This window comes from Campylobacter lari subsp. lari (assembly GCF_013372185.1).
GTDB classification, from domain to species: domain Bacteria; phylum Campylobacterota; class Campylobacteria; order Campylobacterales; family Campylobacteraceae; genus Campylobacter_D; species Campylobacter_D lari.
Genome location: NZ_CP053830.1, coordinates 253,501 through 275,027, shown reverse-complemented (window position 1 = coordinate 275,027; position 21,527 = coordinate 253,501). Strand labels below are relative to the sequence as shown.

Genomic DNA, 21,527 nt, shown 5'->3' with positions numbered 1-21,527 from the left:
CTACTTTTTTATAATATTTTTTTGTTTTAAATACCAACTATAAGTTTTTTGAATACCCTCTTTTAAGCTATTCTTACATTTCCAACCATAAGAATTAATTCTAGAGCAATCTATGATTTTTCTCATAGTGCCATCTGGCTTCGAAGAGTCAAACAAGATATCTCCATCATATTCCATAACTTTAGCAATTTCATAAGCAATTTCCTTAATAGAAAATTCAACCCCAGTTCCAACATTAATATGTGTATTTTTATCTTTTTTAAGATCCTTGTAATCAATATTGCACATAGAAAAAATAGCTGCTGAAACCACATCATCGATATAAATAAATTCTCTTTTTGGATCACCAGTACCAAATAATGTCACAAAATTTTCAGTAATTCCTATTTTAGATAAATACTCTATTGCCTGTTCTAGATATTCAATCTGAAGCTCATTTAATAAAGAATTATATTGTTTTTCATTTAGTAATTTTCCTAAATAAATTTTTCTAAAAATAGCTGGAAAAACATGAGCTGTTTCAAGATTAAAATTATCATTAGGACCATATATAGATGTAAGCATTAAGCTTATAAAATTTGTATTATATTGTTGATTGTAAAATTCACACATCTTAGAACCAGTAATTTTGGCCAAGGCATAAGGTTCATTAATATATTGTAATTCTCCAGTCAACATACTATCTTCATGAATAGGCAAAGGTGCTTTTTCAGGATAAACACAAATACTTCCAAAATAAAGCATTTTTTTTACATTATGTATATAAGAACTTTGTATAATATTTGTTTGCATCATTAAATTCAAATATAGAAAATCTGCCCTTCTTTGAATTTGTTCCATCATTCCACCCATCTTTGCCGCAGCAAAGAATACAAAATCTGGTTTTTCTTCTCTAAAAAAAACATCAACATCATGTTGATTTAATAAATCCAATTCTCTGTGTGTTTTAACTAATATATTAGAGTATCCTTGTCTTTTTAATTCATTTAGCAATGCAGATCCAACTAACCCTGTATGCCCTGCAATATAAATTTTCGAATCCTTATTCATTTATTTTCCTTTTTTACAGCCAAAATATCTCTTTCTGAAAGAATTGGCGAATTTGTTGGCCAATCAATACCTATTCTTTCATCATTCCAAGCATAAGTAAATTGATCAGGTGCATCTAAATACTCACCATCATATGCAAGCTTATAGTAATAAACAGCATCTTTAGAACTAACATAGTGTGAATTTCCCATATTTGGTGGTAGTAAAATTAACTGCTGATTATCTTGATTAATAATAAATTTTTCCCATTTTAAATATGTAGGCGATTCTTTCCTGCAATCAACTACAACCTGATGCACTTCACCATAAACACAAGTAACAAGCTTCCATGTCTTAATATCACCATGTATACCACGCAAAACATTAAAATGTGAATTTATAAATTTATCGTGTTTAAATTTTAAACCGTTTGGAATAATATCACCTAGCAAATCTTCAGTAAAAGCCGTCCAAATTTCACCCCTCAAATCTTTAAATTTATTCGGAGTAATAATATAAAGACCTTTTATTTTTTTTGATTCTTCTATATTAAATTCTATTGCCATAATTCTCTCCTTTTCAATTTCCTAATCTCAAACCACATCTTAACATATCCACCCTTATACCAAGTTTTATTAGCTTGTATAAGAGCTTGTCCTAGTTTATAAGAAAGATGATTTTTTAATTTTAAAGCTTCTTTGTAATCAGGATAATCTTCTAATATAGGTAGTTTTAAAGAAGGAACTTTTTTTATTTTTTCTTGATAGACTTTTTGTTCTTGTTTATGTGAAATCATTATACTTAATAATGCCATAGGCATTATTAAGTAACCTAGGAAAGATTTAGAATTAACTATCATAGCTTGACCTAGTTTATAAGAGAGTTGGTTTTGAATTCTTGTTTTAGCTGTGCCATATTTAGTTTGGAAAGATAATTTAGATTGGATTTGATTGAGTTGAGTTATATTGGATTTTATAATACTATCTTTTTCTTTGATAGTATTGTTAAGAGTATTATTAGAAGTTTGAATTTGTAAATTCACTCTAAATTTTAAAATATGCATAGCAACATATGCAATATAAGGATATTGCAAACAACTACTTTTTAAATATATATCAAACAAATTAGAATAAACAACCCCTATCCATCCCTTTAAAAATAAAGTTTTTAAATATTCGCTCTCTCTTGTCAATAATATTGTTTTTAACATTTCATTTGCTTTTGAAAATTCATTATGATTTAATAAAACATCAATAAGATGTATTCTATATTTGTCATTTTCATAATCATACTCTAATGCTTTTTCCAAAAATTCGATTAAATTTTCTTTAGAAATATTTATTTTTTTAGACACTATAAATAAATGAAAATAGCTAAATGCTTTCTGTGAGTTAGATGTATTAAATTTTTCTATATTTTCTTTTATAATATCATATAACTCTTTTTCATTAAAAACAGAATAATTATTAATAAATTTTTGATTTCCTATATAATTAGCTAGTCTTACAACAGCGGAATTTGTTCCATACAATATTTTAGCATATGACATGAATATTACATCGTAAAAGAATAATTCCATATTTGAAAGTTGGTTTGAATTTCTAAAATCTTCCATTACAAAAACATTTTTAAAGTTACAAAATTTAGCGATTTGACGAATGGATAGCAAGTCATCCCCAACCAATACAATATTTTTATCTTTATTTTTTTGTATAATTCCGATAGCTATTTCACATGGTGTTGCATGATAAATAGATTGTAAATTAAATTTCCTAAACTCAGCATAATCATAAATAGCATCACCACTTCTAATGTGAATACATATAAAATCTTTAAATTTCATACAAGTTTGCTTTGCCATATTAACTATTTTTTTTACAGATTCTGAAAATTCAATATCTTTCCAAATATTTTGCATATATTTTCTATACTCTAAATCATCTATATCTTTAAAAACTCTTGTTGATAGATCAGAAAGAGGTACTGAAATATAATCATATTTATTAACTTTTAATTCTTTTAAAAAAAAATCAAAATTTGTATAAACTTTACCATCAATTCTAAAAATTGAACCATTTATACTCTCTAAAAAATATTTATCAATAAAATTTTTAGAAAATATTTCGGTATGCGACTCAACACATAATCCTAAAATACTAACATTATCATTTTCAACTTTTCTAAAATTATTAGTATCAGAATCTTTAGTAAAGGGAATATAATTTTTCCATGTAAATTTAACTTGTTTATTTAATATTTTAGCAAGATACATAGCATTCATCAAAGATATCAATCTAGAACCAGTACCATCTGTTCTGTTAGCTATAATCATGCTCATATAATTTCCTTAAAAAAATTTTCAAAACAATTATATTTTTTACTATTATTTTGCTCAAATGCTCGACTTATCAAAGATGATTGAAATAACAATAATTTCTCAAAAATACTTTCTTTACTTTTTGCAAAATCATTAATTAATATTTTATAATTTTCATAAAATAATTCTTCATTATCAATATATAAAGAATATCTTAATTTAAATTGAATAATTGCTTCACCTTCCAACAACTGTTCAGCCAAAATGAATACATTTTTTACGTCTTTAATCTCGACTAAATTTTTAAGTATTTCTATCTTTGTTTTAATGCAATATTTCTCTATGCTTTGTTGATCTTCAATAAATTCTTTAACAAAAATATAACAGCTGCTATTATATGCACAAAAAGCAAAATTATACACTACATCTTCTGATATAAAATCATTTTTTATAATATTTAACCATTTTTCAAATGCTTCATAATATAATTGTTTATTCTGTGCCAATAGAGCTTTTTCTTTTGTAGCAAACGCTTTATTGTGTTCCTGTTTTGACATTTTTATTATAGAATTATAAATTCTAGAACAACTCTCTATATCTCTATGTATAAAAGTTTGTGTAATATTTTTACTATAAAAATCATCTAACTCACATTTGTTATTAAGCAACTCATCTAATTTTACCATCAATTCTGATTCATTATTTATAACTGGTCCAAATCCATTTTTTCTATAATCAAAATTATAATCTCTTTGATGGTGAATACCTTGTAAATTTTCTTCTTCATCAAATTGATAAAAAATAGTAGGTTTATTTTGTATAGCCATTTCACTACATGCTGTACTATAATCAGTTATCATAAGATCCACATTAGCAAAAATATTTTGCAAACTCATACCATTATTTCTTACATCCACTTGAATATAAGAAGGTACTTGAAAATAAGATAGGTAAGGACGGATTTGAAAATGAGGAAAAAAATAAATTTTATAATCATATTTTTTCACAAGCTGCTCAAGCTGAGAACTTTGTATAACACTTTTCCATTTTTTAAAATACTCACATTCTAAAAATTCCAAATTTATTTCTCTAATCCCTGTATTAGGAATTACATTGCCAACTATATTTTTTCTCCATGTTGGCATTATAAGGATTTGTTTATTTTCTTTTTTACTTTTTTTTAAAAGACTATCATGTCTTGCAAAACCCGTCAATAGTACTTCTTTTTTTCCAAATTTATAGCGACTATAATTATCTGCTATATTATGCCACTCTAAAGTATTTGCAACGGTTATCATTTTAATCCAAGGATTACAATTAAACCAAGCAGACACATCACTTGCAAATGTTACCCCATGTTGTAAGAAGATAAAATCCTTATTAAACTGTTTTAAATATCTTCCAAGATAAGCATCGCAATGAGAACTAATAACTTTTGAAGCTTTTTTTATAATTCTTTCAAATTCAAAACTTCCAAATTCTATTAAATTAAACCTTTCTTTTTCTAATCTTTTCCAGTCTGAACTTTCTTTTCTTAATGCAAAAACTATTTCTTGCTCAGGATGATTTTGCATAATATATCTGTATAAATGTTCTGCATTATCATCTGCTTCATAATCTCTATCCATCAAAAGCCAAATATTACTTTTTGGTAATCTTTTTTGAAATTCTTTTCGGATATCTTGGATATTTACATTCTGAAGTTGCTTCTTATTAAAAGTTATTCTGGTCTTTATTCCATCTATAAAAAATTCCAATTTACCCTTAATATCAATAGGTATAGAAACCCACAATCTTTTTTGGTAGCAAAATACTCTATCTAAAAAATCGTATTTAACTATCTTTTCATAATCTGCATATATTACTTCATTATCTATTCTAATGCTTTCTATATCTTTATCATCTCCAGTGTAATAAGTAATTAAAATTTGCTCTTTATAAGGATCATAATCTTCTATATAAGTTATTTGAAATGGTGGTTTTTCATTTTTAAAGCAATTTAAAATACCTACTTTTTTGTCAAAATATAAGCCTGCTAAATTAAAATTAAGAATTGTTTCGGTATCTATATAGGAAAAATTTTGATCTAGTAGTTCTAAATATCTTTGTTTTTCATTTTTACTCATAAAAGATAATTTTTCAGGAGAGTTGATTAGATCTTTGATATTAAAAACTAGATGTGCTAAAATAGAATTTTGGACATATAATGGGATGTTATTTAACTTGGAAATTCCACAAAAAACATTAATTGTTCTAGTCAAAGAGTCTATATAATAATGAGTTGTTTTAACTTGAAGATTGGTTGTTGATCCTTTTCTCTTTCTTGCAAAATATAATGCATCTCGAAGAAGAGCTATATTTTTTGTATTATTTAATACTAAATACATCAAAACAAACTGTGCATCCTCAAAAGAGCTAAAACCTTCTTCAAATAAAATATTATTTGTTAAAATAATATTATAGCTAAAAAAAGATCTCGTTGATGTTGTTATACCCCATTTCATAGAAGATATTTTTTCATATAAATTTGAGGTGAATTGAAAATTTGTAAAATGTTCTTGAAGCACTCCTGTTTCATCTCGATATATTTTTATATTACACCCTATCATACAAATATCATCATCTTGATGAGTTGATAAAAATTTATCTACTTCATAAAAATAATTTCTATCTAAAAAATCATCTGGGTCAGTAAAAGTAACCCAAGGGGTTTTATAATTATTTTCTTGCATATATTTTAAGCCCAAATTTCTAGCACTAGCTTGACCACCATTTTCTTTGTAAAGATAAACAATATTTTTTGGATATTTTTTTTGATATTTTTTAACAATACTTGCAGAATTATCAGTAGAACCATCATCCACTAATATCATAAAGATATTTTTTTTAAAATCAAGTCTTTGATTTATGATAGAATTAAAATAATCATCTAAATATTTTTCTACATTATATACAGCGGAGATTATTGTGTATTGAGTAAAACCTTTGTGTTTTTTGGGAAGGTATTTGTTATATATACCGCTCAACCAAAAAACTTTTTTTTCTATAGCATCTTTGAAGAATAGTTTTGGGTCTTTAAATAATTTTTTTGTTTTTTTTAAAATAGACATAAACAACCTTTTTTAGTAATAAAATTTTGTATTATAATGTAAAATACTTAACATTAAATTGAATTTAATTTTTTATAAATTCTTTCACAGCATCTACTATCTTTAAAAACAAAAGTTGAATCGATATTGTCTTTATAAATACCAAAAGGTTTACAATTATTTTTCAATAAAATTTCAAGCTCTTTCAGTAGATTTTCTTCATTCTCAAGAACTGGCCCAAAACCATTTTTTTTATAATCAAAATATCCTTTTTGCAATGTGTGGGAAGTAAAAAATTCCTCTTTATCAAATTGATAATAAATTACTGGTTTTTCTAGATACGCCATCTCAAAAGCCACACTAGAGTAATCTGTAATCATTAAAGAAGAATTACAAAATAGTACTTGTAAACTTTCATCTTGATTGGCTATTTTTATATGAGATGGGATATTAAATTCTTTTAAATATAGCATAATATTAAGATGTGGATTAAAGACTATAATATAAGAATATTGCTCACATAGTTTTTTTAAACTAACACTATTTAACAGAGAATTCCATTTTTGAAAATATTCGCTTTGTTTAAAATATTCTCTTAAATTTCTTATGTCAGATTTAGCAACATTGCCAACTATATTTTTTCTCCATGTTGGCATTATAAGGATTTGTTTAATATTAAATCGATTGTTTTTCAACAAAGCATCATGTCTTGCAAGACCTGTTAATAGCACTTCTTTTTTTCCAAATTTATAGCGACTATAATTATTTGCTATAGAATCATACTCTGCCTGAGTTGAGGTTATAAACAAATTTATTTTTTTAGAATTAAGCCATCTAGAAAGATCATTTAATATAACCCCATGTTGTATAAAAACAAATTGACTTCTATTTGTAATATATTTAGTTAAATACTCATCGCAATGAGAACTAATAACTTTTGAAGCTTTTTTTATAATTCTTTCAAATTCAAAACTTCCAAATTCTATTAAATTAAACCTTTCTTTTTCTAATCTTTTCCAGTCTGAACTTTCTTTTCTTAATGCAAAAACTATTTCTTGCTCAGGATGATTTTGCATAATATATCTGTATAAATGTTCTGCATTATCATCTGCTTCATAATCTCTATCCATCAAAAGCCAAATATTACTTTTTGGTAATCTTTTTTGAAATTCTTTTCGGATATCTTGGATATTTACATTCTGAAGTTGCTTCTTATTAAAAGTTATTCTGGTCTTTATTCCATCTATAAAAAATTCCAATTTACCCTTAATATCAATAGGTATAGAAACCCACAATCTTTTTTGGTAGCAAAATACTCTATCTAAAAAATCGTATTTAACTATCTTTTCATAATCTGCATATATTACTTCATTATCTATTCTAATGCTTTCTATATCTTTATCATCTCCAGTGTAATAAGTAATTAAAATTTGCTCTTTATAAGGATCATAATCTTCTATATAAGTTATTTGAAATGGTGGTTTTTCATTTTTAAAGCAATTTAAAATACCTACTTTTTTGTCAAAATATAAGCCTGCTAAATTAAAATTAAGAATTGTTTCGGTATCTATATAGGAAAAATTTTGATCTAGTAGTTCTAAATATCTTTGTTTTTCATTTTTACTCATAAAAGATAATTTTTCAGGAGAATTAACAAGAGATTTGATTTGCCAGCATAAATCATATAAAACCAAATTTTGCACAAACAAAGGAATACTTCTCTTATTTTTTACACAATCACTTAAAATCTTTAAATATCCATTTCTAGTCACATTCAAATAATAATCTTTTGATTTTAATTTTGAATCCAAAGTTGAACCACCATCTTCTCTTTTTCTATAAAAGTATTTTGCCTTTGACAAAAAAGTACTTTTTAAGCTAATGTTTTCTAGTAAATACTCGTTTATAAATTTAGCATCTTCAAAATTTGGTTTCAATTTCTCATCAAATATTAAATTATTTAAAAATGTGATATTCATAAAACAACTCGCAGCGGATAATTGTATAAAATTATCAAGATCATAATTTTCTCTAACTTGTATACCTTTTTTAAATTTACAATTCAGCGAATGATCATCTTTATACATTCTTTGTTTTTCATGATAAAAAATTATATTACACCCTATCATACAAATATCATCATCTTGATGAGTTGATAAAAATTTATCTACTTCATAAAAATAATTTCTATCTAAAAAATCATCTGGGTCAGTAAAAGTAACCCAAGGGGTTTTATAATTATTTTCTTGCATATATTTTAAGCCCAAATTTCTAGCACTAGCTTGACCACCATTTTCTTTGTAAAGATAAACAATATTTTTTGGATATTTTTTTTGATATTTTTTAACAATACTTGCAGAATTATCAGTAGAACCATCATCCACTAATATCATAAAGATATTTTTTTTAAAATCAAGTCTTTGATTTATGATAGAATTAAAATAATCATCTAAATATTTTTCTACATTATATACAGCGGAGATTATTGTGTATTGAGTAAAACCTTTGTGTTTTTTGGGAAGGTATTTGTTATATATACCGCTCAACCAAAAAACTTTTTTTTCTATAGCATCTTTGAAGAATAGTTTTGGGTTAGTTCTAAGTTTTCTTAATTTTTTAGAATTTAAAATCATAACTTAACCTTTAAGCGACATGATTTTTAGTCCAATATCATGCAACGATTGAATTAACTTTTGATTTTTTAAGCTCAAAGATTGCTGGTAATCTCTGTAAAATTCTAATGGCAATCTTTTATTTAAAACATCTCTTTTAATACTTTTTTTGTATTCTATAGCGTCTTTTCGATATTGCAAAGATACTCTAATAATGCTAAAGGGCAAAGTTAATCTTAATATACCTTTTTTTTTAGAAAGTTCTTTTGTAAGTTTATACGAAAGATATTCTTTCACTCTATCAACTGCTCCTAAGGGTTGATTTTGTATATATATTTTTAAATTTTTAGAATATTTTTTTAAACACAATGGATCTTTATCGAACCTTTGTAAAGTTAAAGCTTTATTGCATACTACTGGCAAAAAATGTGCTTTTATATCTTCACTTAAATAATGATTAGAATTAATAAATTTTATAAAATCTAATGCAATTTGCATCCAACTTGCGCTTTCATAGTATAGTCTAGTTATACTTGAATTCTCAAAAACATCTATTTTTTTAAGATATGAATTAGGATGTATTATCCATTTTTTATTAGTAAAATTCATAGAGCTTAACTCTCTTAAGCGATAAAAATATATTTGCTTTGGAAATATATAAATATTTTTACTTAATGCAAATAATATCACTCCAAAATGACAATCTTCTGCAAAAATCCCATTAATAAATTTTAATTTTACATTTTTTAAAAAATTAAAATTTATCATACCTTGCCAAGCAAACCAAAAATAAAAAAGTTTTCTTTCTCTAGCCTTCTCTAGCCATTCTTTAGGTGTGATGATAATCTCATTTTTATAATCAAAATAAGTCATTTGGCTAATGTGCCTTCTTTTAACTTTATCATACAAAGGCCTATAATCAAACCACAACACATCTACCCCATCCATTCTAGGTACACATTCTTCTATGCAGTTTAATTCCCAATAATCATCAGAATCTAAAAAGATAATATAATCTGTAATAGGATAAGTAAAGCTTGTTAAATCTTGTTCATTATTAAAAGCTTTATAGCTTTTATATACAGTATATATTTCATAAGGATTATTACCCTCTATATTAAATTCTATTAAAGAATTTTCTTTTATGGCTTGAGTTTTATTTTTAAGTTTATACTCTCCGCTAAAATATTCTATACCTACATTTCTAGCTGTGCTTTGTCCACCATTTTTCTTATCAAAAAGAATGATTCTTTTATCTTTTAGAGTATATTCTTTTGCAATATTAAGTGAGTTTTCATCTGTGCTACCATCATTTACTAGTATGATTTCTAAGTTAGTATAAGTTTGATTGATTACACTATCTAAACATTCTTTTAGATATTTTTCTACATTGTATATGGGGATTACTACGCCGGTGGTTTTAGTTTGCATTTTTAAACTTTTTAAAAAATTTAGAATCATCAAAAAACGCTTTTGGATTATAAAAAAATTTTTGAAGTAAACGATAAAATTTTGTGTGAGAAAATTTAGTTTGTATAAGCTTTAAACCTATATATCTATTAAACATTTTTATAAATGAAAATGATGAAATCTCATATATAAAAGGCTTATAAATCAAAGAATTTAAACTATATTTGCTTTTTTGAATATCTTTAAAAAATATTTTTTTATTTTCTAGATTTATCTTATAAAATTTTATAGCTTCTTGTTCTTTTTTACCAAAACAGTATAAATCATTAATTAAAAAATTTACAAAAAAATCTAAATCATTTTTATCTATATTTTTTTCTACCATAAGATTTAAAATTTTATCATTGTCTTCTTTTGACAAGCTTTTTAAATACAATCTTGCTTGCGTTATTTCATCTTGATATAAAGTTTTATCAAATTCTAACATTTTATTTTTGCTACTAGTTATCAAATACGACTCGGGCAAAATTCCTTTTTCAAAATAAACAATCTCTAAATCTAGTTTTTGAAAAAAGTATAATAGATTTTTGTTTTTAATGTACTCATTTAAAAGCAAAACTTTATGAATTTGTTTTTCCGCGATTATACTTTCGAGTTCTTTTTGGCTTTTACAAATTAAATTATCTTCATTTATACACACAATATTACCTATATAAGGTAGTATTTCTTTTATAGAGTACAATGTTTTCTTAGAGTGAATAAATAAAACATTACATTGATAAACACTTTTATCACATAAATGCTTTATAGAATGTGCTTTGATATTTGATATATGCTTGTAAAATCTTTGATGATTTTTGTGCTTATTATCCATGTAGCCATTTTGATTTGGTTCATCATGATGAAAATGATATAAATACACCCCATGAAAACTTGCTTCATATCCAAGCAAGGCAAACCAGGCTCTAAAACCTTCAAAATTTTTAAAATTCCAATTTCTTGCATCATAGTTTAAATTAGCTGGTATTTGCTCTAAATCAATACAAGAGTATAAAATTCTTGCTAAAAGATCAAAATCTTCATACCCATGACCTATAAACCGCTCATCATTTCCACCAAGTGTTAAAAATTTATGTTTATTAATCACTATACTAGAGGTAGAACTTGGAGCAAAAAATTTAATCCACTCTTTTTTTCCGCTAATTAAATCATTCTTTATCAAGCCATCCCATAATTTTTTATCTTGAGTATAAACAAACTCACTACCCTTTTGGTTTAAAAATACAACTGGTAAAGACAAAATATGATTTGGTTTTAAAGCTATTTCTTTAATATCAATAAGTTCTAAAATATATTCCAAAGATTGTTGTGATAAATAATAATCCGCATCTAAAAACATTACCACGTCTGAATTTGCAAAAGATGCACCTAGATTGCGACATTTTCCCTGCGAGAAAAAATTTTTTTGGCTTTCATCTTTAAGATAAATATGCCCATTTTCTTCGATGATACACTTTAAATCATTTTCTAAAGAAGAATATCCTTCAACAAACACATATTCAACTCTATCATCACTTTTAAACTCACATGCTTTTTGAATAACACGATCTTTTATATAAATTCTTTCTTTACTTAAACCAAAAGGTATAATAATAGAAAGTTTCACACATTTCCTATCGCATAAAGTTGTATAATACCCACTATTTTTTTATCTTGAGTGACAACTATTTCTTTGATTTTATGTTTTAGCATAAGCTCTTCTGCTTCACTTGCCATAGCACTTGCTTCTATAGTTTTAGGTTTTTCACTCATGATTTCCTTGGCTTTAAAATCAAATCTTGGCTTATCGTTTGCTCTTAATGCTCTTCTTAAATCTCCATCTGTAATGATCCCAACTAGTTTTTCATTCTCAAGTACTATACAAAGTCCTAATTTACCACTAGTCATCACATCAACAAGCTCATTAAATTCACTCTCAGGACTTACTATAGGTAGATTATTTGATACCATCAAATCACCCACCCTAGTTAAAAGCTTTCTACCTAAGCTTCCTCCTGGGTGAAATAAAGCAAAGTCATCGGGTCTAAATTTCCTTGCTCTCATTAAAGCTACTGCTATAGCATCACCCATAGCCAAAGTAGCCGTAGTAGAAGAAGTAGGAGCAAGCTGGAGTGGGCAAGCTTCTTTTTTTACTGCTATATTTATAAAAATATCTGCTTGCTTGGCTAGGGTAGAGTTTTGATTTCCTGCCATAACAATTAAAGGAATTTTTCTTTTTTTAATCACTGGTATGAGTTTTAAAACCTCTTCAGTTTCTCCTGAATTTGAAATAGCCAAAAGCACATCCTCACTTGTAAGCATACCAAGATCTCCATGTAATGCTTCACCTGGATGCATAAAAAAACTCGGAGTACCTGTACTAGCCAAAGTTGCAGCTATCTTAGCTCCTATATGGCCTGACTTACCCATGCCACTTATCACACATCTACCTTTGATAGATAAAATTAGATCAATGGTTTTACTAAAATTTTCATCTAAGTTATCGCATAAATCTAAAATCGTTTTTGATTCTATCTCAAAAACTTCTTTGGCTATTTTAATCGCATCTATTTGGCTCATCTAAATTCCTATATATTTAACACTACATTAGTTGCAATAGCTATTTGATATAAAATTTGTGTTAACATGCTAAAAATTTGTAAATTCTGACTATCTACTTTTGGTAAAACCAAAATAGAATCTCCTGCTTTGATATCTGCTGAACTTCTACCGCTGTATTTAGTTGCTTTACCATTAGCATTGATTACCAAAACTCTTGATATATCAGCCCTATCACTAAAACCACCTGCTAAGTTGATGTAATATCTTAATTTTTCTTTATCCATATATACAAATGCACCTGGTATAGAAACTTCACCTTGAACCAAAACAAGATTATTTTTACTAGGTACATTCACTACATCACCTTCTTCTAATACTATAGAATTATACGCTTTGACATTATCTATAACGATTTGTCCTTTTGGTTGGGCTTGCTTTGCACGTGCAATAAATTCTAAAATCGTCTTAGCTTGAGTAGCTCTAATGCTAGCTTGCTCAGCATTGACTGAAGAACTTGTTAGAGCTAGTGTTTCAAGCTCTTTAAGTTGGGCTTCTATAAGTTGTTTTTGAGTAGCTGCTACACTTTTTCTAAAAACCTGTAAGGCATTAATGTTTGATTGATCATTAACTGTAATCATTTTAGCAAGCTCTGCTAAGGTTGTGCCTTTTTTTACCACCACAGAGTGCAAACCGTTATGCTCACCTTCTATACTAATACTAATATTTTGCGCAGTATAATCAGGTCTAAACTCTATCTCATCACCGTTATATAATTTCACGCCTAAAAACTGCTTTTTACTATAAGCTTGCACATGAAGCTTGTGATCTTCTCTATAGCTTTTTACAACCGCATTAGTAACTATAGGCTTAGCTCCTGCAACCCTTGCTATATCTTCTAAATTTAAAATATCATTACTGAGCTCAAATCTAAAAGGTTTTTGCACATCTCCTTCTACAAAAACATACTTTTGCACACTACCCACTAAAATCACATCACCCATTCTAAAAGGAAAAAGATCAAGTTGGCCTTTAAGTAAAAAGTCATATAAATCTACTTTTTTAATGACTTTATTATCTCTTAAAATTTGAATATCTCTAAAACTACCATATTCTAAATTAATTCCACTTGCTTTATCTAAATACTGTATGATAGAATCTGAACTTAGTCCTTGATAAAGACCAGGTTGATTTACATTTCCTGTAACAAATACCGATACATTTTGATAAATATCCATGTCCGCATATACATAGACATTGCTTTTATAAATTTTATTAATAGCTTTTGTGATAACTTGCACTAAAGCACTATTTTTCACACCTAAAAGATTAATCGCTCCTACTTTTGGTATGAAAATATTTCCTTGAGAATCTACTGTTAAGGTTTGTATAAACTCTACTGCACCCCAAATTTTTACATTAATCCTATCGCCTACTGCTAGTTTATAGTCAGGATTGTAAACATGTTGAGTAAATTTAGTAAAGTTTCCATTAAACAAATGCGCACCAAATACTTTAGCATTTATAATTGTTGTTTTATTTAAATCATTTTGTAAAAATTCTTTATCTTGAATTTGCTTTATACTATCTGCTTGTGTTTTTGCAATTTGAGAAACATCTACCGCAGAAAATAAAAACAAAGGTAAAAGTAAAAATATAAATATCTTTTTCATTAGTATCTATGCTCCTCTATAATCATTTTAATAAATTTAACAACTCCATAAATCAAAGATAAAATCATAAAAGCTGTGAGTATATTATACAAAGCTTCTGGGTATTTAGCACTTTGAGGTAAACTTGGACTTTGCACTATAACCACTTGTTTTATCTTTCTTAAAGCTTCTATCCTAGCACTCTCATATGCTTTTAAAGCAGCTGTATAAGCACTTTCTGCAAAACCTGCTTCTATAGTCAGATCTTGGAATTTAGCTGCAAGATCATTAAGCTTTTGAGAAGATTTTGGCGATGAAACTTTGGATTTTTCCTTTTGAAGCTGTTTTTTCAATGCATCTATTTCACTTTTTATAGTGACAATTTGCGGTGCATTATCATTTATATAACTTTGCATCATCAAAAGTTCAGCTTCTTTGGCTGCTATTTTTGATTCGAGTTCAGCTATGAGTTTTAGAGTACCTTCTGCTTGTTTAAGTGGATCAAATACTCCATATTTATTTTGAAAAGCTAAAAGCTCATCTTTAGCCTTTTGATATCTTTTTTTAAATTGTAAAAGCTCTTCTTCAGCAAATTGCATTTGATCTCTTGCGGCTTTATGTGAAATTTCATTGATAAATTTTTCACTTTCTTTAACTATAGTTGAAGCTATCAAATGTGCACTTTGTGGGTCAAAACCTTCTACTTCTACACGCAAAAGCCCATTGGCTGAGTTTTCTTGAGTAATCTTAACACGGTTTTGATAATACTTTAAAAAATCCTCTTGGTCAGCTGATGAAGAAATACTATAAAAAAAATCAAGTTTTTGTTTTTGATATAACTCGCGAATTTGAATTTTTTCTTCTAAGATATTTAACATATCTAAAGAATGAATATAAGATTTTAAATAATTAATATCCTCGCTTGAAAAAGAATTATTAGTCAAAAATGCGGCAATTCCAGTAATAGCTCCGCTATCTCCTGTGGTTGATTTCACACTTAAAACACTTTCACTCACATAGCGATTTGCTGCTATAAAAATATAATAAAATACAACAAATGCTGTCAAAATCAATACTATTTTAAAAGAATTAAATATTTCTAAATTTTTAAACTTTTTTAATAATTCATTTTGCATTTATTTTTCCTTGATATACCGCTATACCCTCATCTACATCATCATATATAGTAGCTTGTCCATCTTGCATAAATATAATTTTATCACACCATTGTTTAATTTCAGCTACATTGTGTGAAACCATGATAACTTTTGACTGACTTAATTTTTCTTTATAAATTTTAGAACTTTTTTCTCTAAATTTAGGATCTCCCACAGCACCTGCTTCGTCAATTAAATAATAATCAAAATCAAATGCCATACTTAAACCAAAAGATATTCTAGCACTCATACCTGCTGAGTAAGTATTCATAGGCTCATCAAAAAATTTACCAAGCTCAGCAAAATCTTCAACAAATTTAATCTTTTCTTCTAAAGCCTTTCCTTTATAACCATATACTCTAGCCACAAAGCGCGCATTGTCCCTTGCTGAGAGTCTGTGTTGAAACGCACCTGCTAAGCCTAGAGGCCAAGATAGTTTTTTATTAGTTATAATCTTACCTCTATCAGGAAGCAAGGAACCACTTAAAAGTTTCATTAAGGTTGATTTTCCAGCACCATTGCGTCCCATTAAACCTATACTACAATTTTCAGGGAATTCAAAACTTAAGTTTTTAAAAACATAATGCCTTCCACCATTGCGTAAAGGAAAAGATTTGGTTAAATTAACTAATTTTATCATCGTACCGCTATCAACTTTTCTCTAGTAAAATAGTAAAAAAACAAACCTAGAAATAAAATCACACTCAAACATACAATAGGATAGTAATAATTATAATCATCAAGTAATGGATAATTTTGAAAAAAATTATATTTTAAAAGCTCCATAATATGCAAAAGTGGATTGTAATATAAAATATCTAAAATAGGTTTGGGTACTATCCAAACAGGAAATACCACCAAAGAAGTCCAATATAAAATAGCATTTAAATAACCCAATGCCATTTTTAAAGGTTCTGCAAAATGTCCTGCTATAGCAAAACACATTCCCATAGCAAAACCAAACACTATAAGTAAAAAAAGTGAAAACATCACTTCTAAAAAGTGTTTAGGTATAACTTGCATATGCAAAAACCATCCAGCTAAAAACATCACACAAATAAAAATAGTAAAATAAATGCAAAACTCAAGCATAGTCCTAGCAATAAAGACATGTATAGGTTTTACTGGCTTATAAGCAAATAAAGTTAGATTAGAACTAATGCCATTTAAAAGCTGATTAATAATACTTCTAAACATAAAAAAAGGTATAATCCCTACTGCTAAAAATAAAAAGATAGAAACACCCTCGGGCATGATTTGATGGCGAAACTCTCTAATAAGTGTGATTATAGAAGTAATCACTAAAATTACCATCATAGGCTCTCCGATTACCCAAAAATAGCCCAAATATTTATTAATACCAAATCTTGTCTTTAACTCTCTAAAAAAAAGAGCATGTATGACATTAAACATATTTTTAGCAAACCTTTTTAAATTTTCAAAATTTTTATATTATACTTTTTTATCTTATATAATATTTAACAAGGTTTAAAAATGAAAAGAAATTTCTTTGAAGAATTAGAAAAAATTTTATATCATAAAGACATTTTTAAAAAGATTGAATTATTTAATGAATTTTATGAAAATTTTAAAGCTAATTTATATGATTTTAATCATTCCCATGAAGCGATCATTTGTGAAAACTCACAAGTTAAAATCCTTCATCCTATGAAAATAAGGCGTCCAAAAGAAGCAAATAGTACTTTATCTTTAGCTAAAATCTTACATTCAGTTGCGCATATAGAATATAGTGCTATAAATTTGGCTTTAGATGCTAGTTATAGATTTAAAAATTTGCCATTGAAATTTTATCAAGATTGGCTTGAGGTAGCTGATGAGGAAATTAAGCATTTTTTACTTTTAGAAAAAACTTTAAATGAACTTGGTTTTAAATATGGAGATTTTCATGCCCATGATAATCTTGAAAAAGCCTTATTTTTAACCAAAGATAATCTTGCTCACAGAATGGGCATAGTGCATAGAGGACTTGAAGCAAAAGGACTTGATGCCAATCCTTTTGTCTTAGAAAAATTAAACACAACTAATCATCCTATAAAAAGTTTATTTGGTGAAATTTTTACCATTATATTAAATGATGAGATTAAACATGTAAATAAAGGAGATTTTTGGTGGAATTATGCAAAAAATGAAAATGATGATTACCTTGATCTTTGCGCTAAATATAAAGAATTTAATCTTTTAGGAAAAGTATATAATAAAACAGCTAGAATACAAGCAGGATTTAGTGAAAATGAACTTCAAGAATTAGATGATTTTTATAATAGAAAATGAAGATGGTGGTTAGAGGCAGAATCGAACTGCCGACACGCAGATTTTCAGTCTGCTGCTCTACCGACTGAGCTATCCAACCACTGAATTGAAGTTGTAATTATACAATAGTTTTTTTAAAAAAAGTTGAAATTTGCATAAAAATGCAAATCATTCAGCAAAAGCTCCAAATTTAAAGATTTTTTGCATTCTTAATGCAGCTAATTCGCGTTTATCGTATTGTTCTAACTCTTCTATAGCTTTTAAGACATAATCACTCAAATTTTTAATCGCATTTTCTTTATCTCTATGAGCTCCACTCATTGGTTCTTCGATAACATCATCTATTAAACCTTGGGTTTTTAAATCATCAGCAGTTACTTTCATCGCCTTAGTAGCAGCTTCACTTTTTGATGGATCATTCCATAAAATAGCAGCACAACCCTCAGGTGAAATCACAGAGAAAACTGAATTTTTCATCATAGCAAGTTTATCAGCTACTCCTATGGCTAAAGCACCACCACTTCCACCTTCACCTATAACTACTGCTATAGTGATTGTTTTAAGGGCGCTTAACTCATATAAATTTCTAGCTATAGCCTCACTTTGACCACGCTCTTCAGCACCTACTCCTGGGTAAGCACCTGGAGTATCTACTAAAAATAATACCGGTATGTCAAATTTTTCAGCCATTTTTGCTACTCTTAGAGCTTTTCTATAACCTTCAGGATGAGGCATACCAAAATTTCTATGAAGCTTATCTTTAGTACCTCTACCTTTTTGCTCACCTATAACAATAACTTTTTTACCACCTATATAGCCTGCATAACACACAATAGCAGGATCATCTCTAAAAGTACGATCACCATGAATTTCATAAGCATCACTTAATATAGCTTGAATATAATCAAGCGCATAAGGACGATCAGGATGTCTTGCAAGCTGTAAGCGTTGGTAATCGCTTAAATTTTTATAAACTTTTTGAGTTTCTTTTTCAAGGTTTTTTTCTAAAATTTTTACCGCTTCATCATCGCCTTTGATTTTAGCATTTGCTAAATCTTCATCAATTTGCTGGATATTTTTTTCAAAATCTAAATAAGAAGCCATATTAATCTACTTTTTTGAAAATCACACAACCATTTGTTCCACCAAAACCAAAAGAATTGCTCATTACAACATTAACTTCGCTTTTTCTTGCAGTATTTGATATATAGTCAAGATCGCAATTTTCATCTGCTACGATTTGATTGATAGTTGGTGGCAATACACCTTGATCAAGTGCCATTAAAGAAATAACAGCCTCAATAGCACCAGCAGCACCCAAACAATGGCCTGTTTGACCTTTTGTAGAACTAACTAAAGGAATTTGATCTTTGAAAAGCTCTTTAATAGCTGCTGTTTCATTTTTATCATTTACTGGAGTCGAAGTTCCGTGTGCATTAATATAATCTACTTTTGGATTTCCTGCCATTTTTAAAGCTTTTTTCATAGCACGCAATGGCCCTTCTAAAGTAGGCGAAGTGATATGATGTGCATCTGCACTTTCACCAAAACCTACTAACTCAGCATAAATTTTAGCTCCACGCTTTTTAGCAGCCTCATACTCTTCAAACACTAAAGCACCAGCACCCTCACCCATTACAAAACCATCTCTTTCTTTGTCAAATGGTCTTGAAGCTTTAGCTGGATCATCGTTTCTAGTAGAAAGAGCTTTCATCGCAGCAAACCCGCCAATACCTACAGCACAAATAGCAGCTTCTGCTCCTACAACAAGCATTTTATCTGCATTACCTAAAGCTATGCTTTTATAAGCTTCGCCTATAGCATGAGTTCCAGCAGCACAAGCTGTCACACAAGAAATATTTGGTCCTTGTAATCCATGTTCGATTGAAATAATCCCACCAAGCATATTAACCAAAGCTGATGGTATGAAAAAAGGAGTAATTTTGCGTGGTCCACGCTGTGCGCAAGTAACGGAATTTTTTTCTATATTTGGTAAACCACCTATACCAGCTGCTGAAACTACACCAAATTCTTCTTTGTTTAAAGTTTCATCAAATTTAGCATCTTCCATAGCTTCTTTTGCTGCTTTAATACCAAGTTGTATAAAACGATCTATTTTTTTAACCTCTTTAGCATCACAAACACTTAAAGGATCAAAATTTTTTACTTCAGCAGCAATTTGCACTGGAAAATCAGTGGTATCAAAAAGGGTGATTTTATCAACGCCACTTTTACCATCACAAATTGCTTTAAATGAGCTATCTTTGTCTAAACCAAGGGCATTGATCATTCCTATACCTGTTACTACAACGCGTTTCAAACCGCACTCCTTATTAAAAATTAAAATTATTTTTGAAGATTTTCTATATAATTAACAACATCTTCGATTTTTACTAGTTTTTCAGCATCACTGTCTGGAATTTCCACATCAAATTTTTCTTCTAAAGCCATAACTAATTCAACAACATCTAAAGAATCTGCACCTAAATCTTCAATGATTTTAGATTCCATTTTAACTGCATCTTCATCAACACTAAGTTGCTCAACAACTACTTTTTTTACATCATCAAAAATTGCCATTTTTATCTCCTAGTTTAAAAAATTAAACCACATTTTACAATAAAAAAATAAATTTCTTGTTTAAAAAGTTAAAAATTAAAGATTATTACGAAAAATTTAATTATCTGTGTTTAAATAAAAGCTTAAATTTTAGCAAAGGAAATTTATGCTTTTAGATAAACTTATAAAAGAAAATAAAAAAACTTGGGTGCAATACATCCACCATGAATTTGTAAAAAAACTTCAAAATGGTACTTTAGAAAAAGATACATTTTTGTTTTATCTTAAACAAGATTATATTTTTTTAAATAATTATGCAAAATGCTATGCTTTGCTTGCTTTAAATGCAAATAACGCTAAAGAAATTCAATTTGCCATTAAAAATCAAAACTACACTTTAGAAGGAGAATTAGAACTTCACAGAAGTATTTTAAAACTAGGTATTGATGTAGAAAAACTTAGCTATAAAGATGAAAGCTTAACTAATATTGCGTATACAAGATACTTACTAAGTGTGGGGCAAAATGGTGATTATTTGGATATGCTGTGTGCTTTGAGTGCTTGTGCTATAGGTTATGCATATATAGGGGAAGAAATTTATAAAGGACTTAATGAAAAAAGCTTAGAAAATCATCCTTACAAAGAGTGGATTTTAACCTATGCAGGTAAAGAATTTCAAGATGAAATTAAAGAATTTAAAGACTTTTTTAATTCTTATACAAATAGCATTAGTGAAGAAAAATTTAAAAAATTAAACGAAATTTTTTATACTACTATAAGACTTGAAACGGCCTTTTGGCAACACTCTTTAGAGCAAAAAATGGAAATTTAAT

17 protein-coding genes and 1 tRNA gene are annotated in these 21,527 nt (G+C 27.7%); 2 read left to right on the top strand and 16 right to left on the bottom strand.

The genetic code is table 11. From position 1 onward, the window contains the following. Genes CLLT_RS01515 through kpsM form a run of 12 tightly spaced genes read right to left on the bottom strand, consistent with a single transcriptional unit; the run spans nucleotide 1 to nucleotide 17,277 of the window. Entirely contained in the window at nucleotides 1-1,050 is a 1,050-nt protein-coding gene (locus CLLT_RS01515) for a GDP-L-fucose synthase family protein (RefSeq protein WP_074693097.1), read from the bottom strand. Continuing rightward, entirely contained in the window at nucleotides 1,047-1,595 is a 549-nt protein-coding gene (locus CLLT_RS01510) for a dTDP-4-dehydrorhamnose 3,5-epimerase family protein (protein WP_072221876.1), read from the bottom strand. Before CLLT_RS01510 ends, CLLT_RS01515 begins: the two co-directional genes overlap by 4 nt. Then, nucleotides 1,586-3,367, bottom strand: coding sequence for a DUF8374 domain-containing protein (locus CLLT_RS07875; RefSeq protein WP_115613975.1), 1,782 nt, complete (start codon nucleotides 3,365-3,367; stop codon nucleotides 1,586-1,588). Before CLLT_RS07875 ends, CLLT_RS01510 begins: the two co-directional genes overlap by 10 nt. Continuing rightward, the gene (locus CLLT_RS01500) at nucleotides 3,364-6,456 is read right to left on the bottom strand and encodes a bifunctional glycosyltransferase/CDP-glycerol:glycerophosphate glycerophosphotransferase (protein WP_115613974.1); all 3,093 of its coding nucleotides are present in this window, start codon (nucleotides 6,454-6,456) and stop codon (nucleotides 3,364-3,366) included. Before CLLT_RS01500 ends, CLLT_RS07875 begins: the two co-directional genes overlap by 4 nt. A 53-nt stretch (nucleotides 6,457-6,509) precedes the next feature. Further along, nucleotides 6,510-9,068, bottom strand: a complete 2,559-nt coding sequence (locus CLLT_RS01495; protein ID WP_115613973.1) for a CDP-glycerol glycerophosphotransferase family protein — start codon at nucleotides 9,066-9,068, stop codon at nucleotides 6,510-6,512. Nucleotides 9,069-9,071: 3 nt separating this feature from the next. Next, nucleotides 9,072-10,478, bottom strand: a complete 1,407-nt coding sequence (locus CLLT_RS01490; protein WP_074692559.1) for a glycosyltransferase family 2 protein — start codon at nucleotides 10,476-10,478, stop codon at nucleotides 9,072-9,074. Then, nucleotides 10,468-12,123 (bottom strand): glycosyltransferase, encoded by a 1,656-nt coding sequence (locus CLLT_RS01485; protein WP_074692456.1) that lies wholly within the window; start codon nucleotides 12,121-12,123, stop codon nucleotides 10,468-10,470. Before CLLT_RS01485 ends, CLLT_RS01490 begins: the two co-directional genes overlap by 11 nt. Further along, nucleotides 12,120-13,076, bottom strand: coding sequence for a KpsF/GutQ family sugar-phosphate isomerase (locus CLLT_RS01480; protein ID WP_074692458.1), 957 nt, complete (start codon nucleotides 13,074-13,076; stop codon nucleotides 12,120-12,122). The genes CLLT_RS01485 and CLLT_RS01480 overlap by 4 nt, the downstream gene beginning before the upstream one ends. 8 nt (nucleotides 13,077-13,084) lie before the next feature. Beyond that, a complete protein-coding gene (locus CLLT_RS01475; RefSeq protein ID WP_074692460.1) occupies nucleotides 13,085-14,728 on the bottom strand; it encodes a polysaccharide biosynthesis/export family protein in 1,644 nt (547 codons plus the stop codon). Continuing rightward, a complete protein-coding gene (locus CLLT_RS01470; RefSeq protein WP_074692461.1) occupies nucleotides 14,728-15,843 on the bottom strand; it encodes a KpsE/RkpR family capsule polysaccharide export protein in 1,116 nt (371 codons plus the stop codon). The genes CLLT_RS01475 and CLLT_RS01470 overlap by 1 nt, the downstream gene beginning before the upstream one ends. After that, nucleotides 15,833-16,504: a capsular polysaccharide export system, ATP-binding protein gene (locus tag CLLT_RS01465; protein WP_039617525.1), complete on the bottom strand. Its 672-nt coding sequence runs from the start codon at nucleotides 16,502-16,504 to the stop codon at nucleotides 15,833-15,835. Before CLLT_RS01465 ends, CLLT_RS01470 begins: the two co-directional genes overlap by 11 nt. Next, complete coding sequence (gene kpsM / locus CLLT_RS01460) at nucleotides 16,501-17,277, bottom strand: capsule polysaccharide transporter KpsM (RefSeq protein WP_070256128.1); 777 nt, start codon at nucleotides 17,275-17,277, stop codon at nucleotides 16,501-16,503. Before kpsM ends, CLLT_RS01465 begins: the two co-directional genes overlap by 4 nt. Before the next feature lie 81 nt (nucleotides 17,278-17,358). Between kpsM and CLLT_RS01455 the strand changes: the two genes are divergently transcribed. Further along, nucleotides 17,359-18,156 carry a ferritin-like domain-containing protein gene (locus tag CLLT_RS01455; protein ID WP_070256131.1) on the top strand — a complete coding sequence of 266 codons (798 nt, stop codon included), beginning with the start codon at nucleotides 17,359-17,361 and terminating at the stop codon, nucleotides 18,154-18,156. A gap of 3 nt (nucleotides 18,157-18,159) precedes the next feature. On the opposite strand, the gene CLLT_RS01450 is transcribed toward CLLT_RS01455, so the two are convergent. From CLLT_RS01450 to acpP, 4 genes are all read right to left on the bottom strand, one after another. Beyond that, nucleotides 18,160-18,235, bottom strand: a tRNA-Phe gene (locus CLLT_RS01450). Nucleotides 18,236-18,303: 68 nt separating this feature from the next. Then, nucleotides 18,304-19,239 (bottom strand): acetyl-CoA carboxylase carboxyltransferase subunit alpha, encoded by a 936-nt coding sequence (locus CLLT_RS01445; protein ID WP_070256134.1) that lies wholly within the window; start codon nucleotides 19,237-19,239, stop codon nucleotides 18,304-18,306. 1 nt (nucleotide 19,240) lies between these two features. Beyond that, nucleotides 19,241-20,455 carry a beta-ketoacyl-ACP synthase II gene (locus CLLT_RS01440; protein WP_074692463.1) on the bottom strand — a complete coding sequence of 405 codons (1,215 nt, stop codon included), beginning with the start codon at nucleotides 20,453-20,455 and terminating at the stop codon, nucleotides 19,241-19,243. Nucleotides 20,456-20,481: 26 nt separating this feature from the next. Further along, on the bottom strand, nucleotides 20,482-20,715 hold the full coding sequence (gene acpP / locus CLLT_RS01435) for an acyl carrier protein (protein WP_039617517.1): 234 nt from the start codon (nucleotides 20,713-20,715) through the stop codon (nucleotides 20,482-20,484). A 145-nt stretch (nucleotides 20,716-20,860) separates the two neighbouring features. Here acpP and tenA point away from each other — a divergent pair, with 145 nt between their 5' ends. Next, complete coding sequence (gene tenA, locus CLLT_RS01430; RefSeq protein WP_074692465.1) at nucleotides 20,861-21,526, top strand: thiaminase II; 666 nt, start codon at nucleotides 20,861-20,863, stop codon at nucleotides 21,524-21,526. The last annotated feature ends 1 nt before the right edge of the window (nucleotide 21,527 follow it).

Bases quoted from the DNA above. Each gene is read 5' to 3' on its own strand.
- CLLT_RS01495 (WP_115613973.1), bottom strand. From the start codon at position 9,068: ATGATTTTAAATTCTAAAAAATTAAGAAAACTTAGAACTAACCCAAAA.
- CLLT_RS01445 (WP_070256134.1), bottom strand. From the start codon at position 19,239: ATGGCTTCTTATTTAGATTTTGAAAAAAATATCCAGCAAATTGATGAA.
- CLLT_RS01470 (WP_074692461.1), bottom strand. From the start codon at position 15,843: ATGCAAAATGAATTATTAAAAAAGTTTAAAAATTTAGAAATATTTAAT.
- tenA (WP_074692465.1), top strand. From the start codon at position 20,861: ATGCTTTTAGATAAACTTATAAAAGAAAATAAAAAAACTTGGGTGCAA.
- CLLT_RS01490 (WP_074692559.1), bottom strand. From the start codon at position 10,478: ATGCAAACTAAAACCACCGGCGTAGTAATCCCCATATACAATGTAGAA.
- CLLT_RS01510 (WP_072221876.1), bottom strand. From the start codon at position 1,595: ATGGCAATAGAATTTAATATAGAAGAATCAAAAAAAATAAAAGGTCTT.
- CLLT_RS01455 (WP_070256131.1), top strand. From the start codon at position 17,359: ATGAAAAGAAATTTCTTTGAAGAATTAGAAAAAATTTTATATCATAAA.
- CLLT_RS07875 (WP_115613975.1), bottom strand. From the start codon at position 3,367: ATGAGCATGATTATAGCTAACAGAACAGATGGTACTGGTTCTAGATTG.
- CLLT_RS01500 (WP_115613974.1), bottom strand. From the start codon at position 6,456: ATGTCTATTTTAAAAAAAACAAAAAAATTATTTAAAGACCCAAAACTA.
- CLLT_RS01480 (WP_074692458.1), bottom strand. From the start codon at position 13,076: ATGAGCCAAATAGATGCGATTAAAATAGCCAAAGAAGTTTTTGAGATA.
- kpsM (WP_070256128.1), bottom strand. From the start codon at position 17,277: ATGTTTAATGTCATACATGCTCTTTTTTTTAGAGAGTTAAAGACAAGA.
- CLLT_RS01515 (WP_074693097.1), bottom strand. From the start codon at position 1,050: ATGAATAAGGATTCGAAAATTTATATTGCAGGGCATACAGGGTTAGTT.
- CLLT_RS01465 (WP_039617525.1), bottom strand. From the start codon at position 16,504: ATGATAAAATTAGTTAATTTAACCAAATCTTTTCCTTTACGCAATGGT.
- acpP (WP_039617517.1), bottom strand. From the start codon at position 20,715: ATGGCAATTTTTGATGATGTAAAAAAAGTAGTTGTTGAGCAACTTAGT.
- CLLT_RS01475 (WP_074692460.1), bottom strand. From the start codon at position 14,728: ATGAAAAAGATATTTATATTTTTACTTTTACCTTTGTTTTTATTTTCT.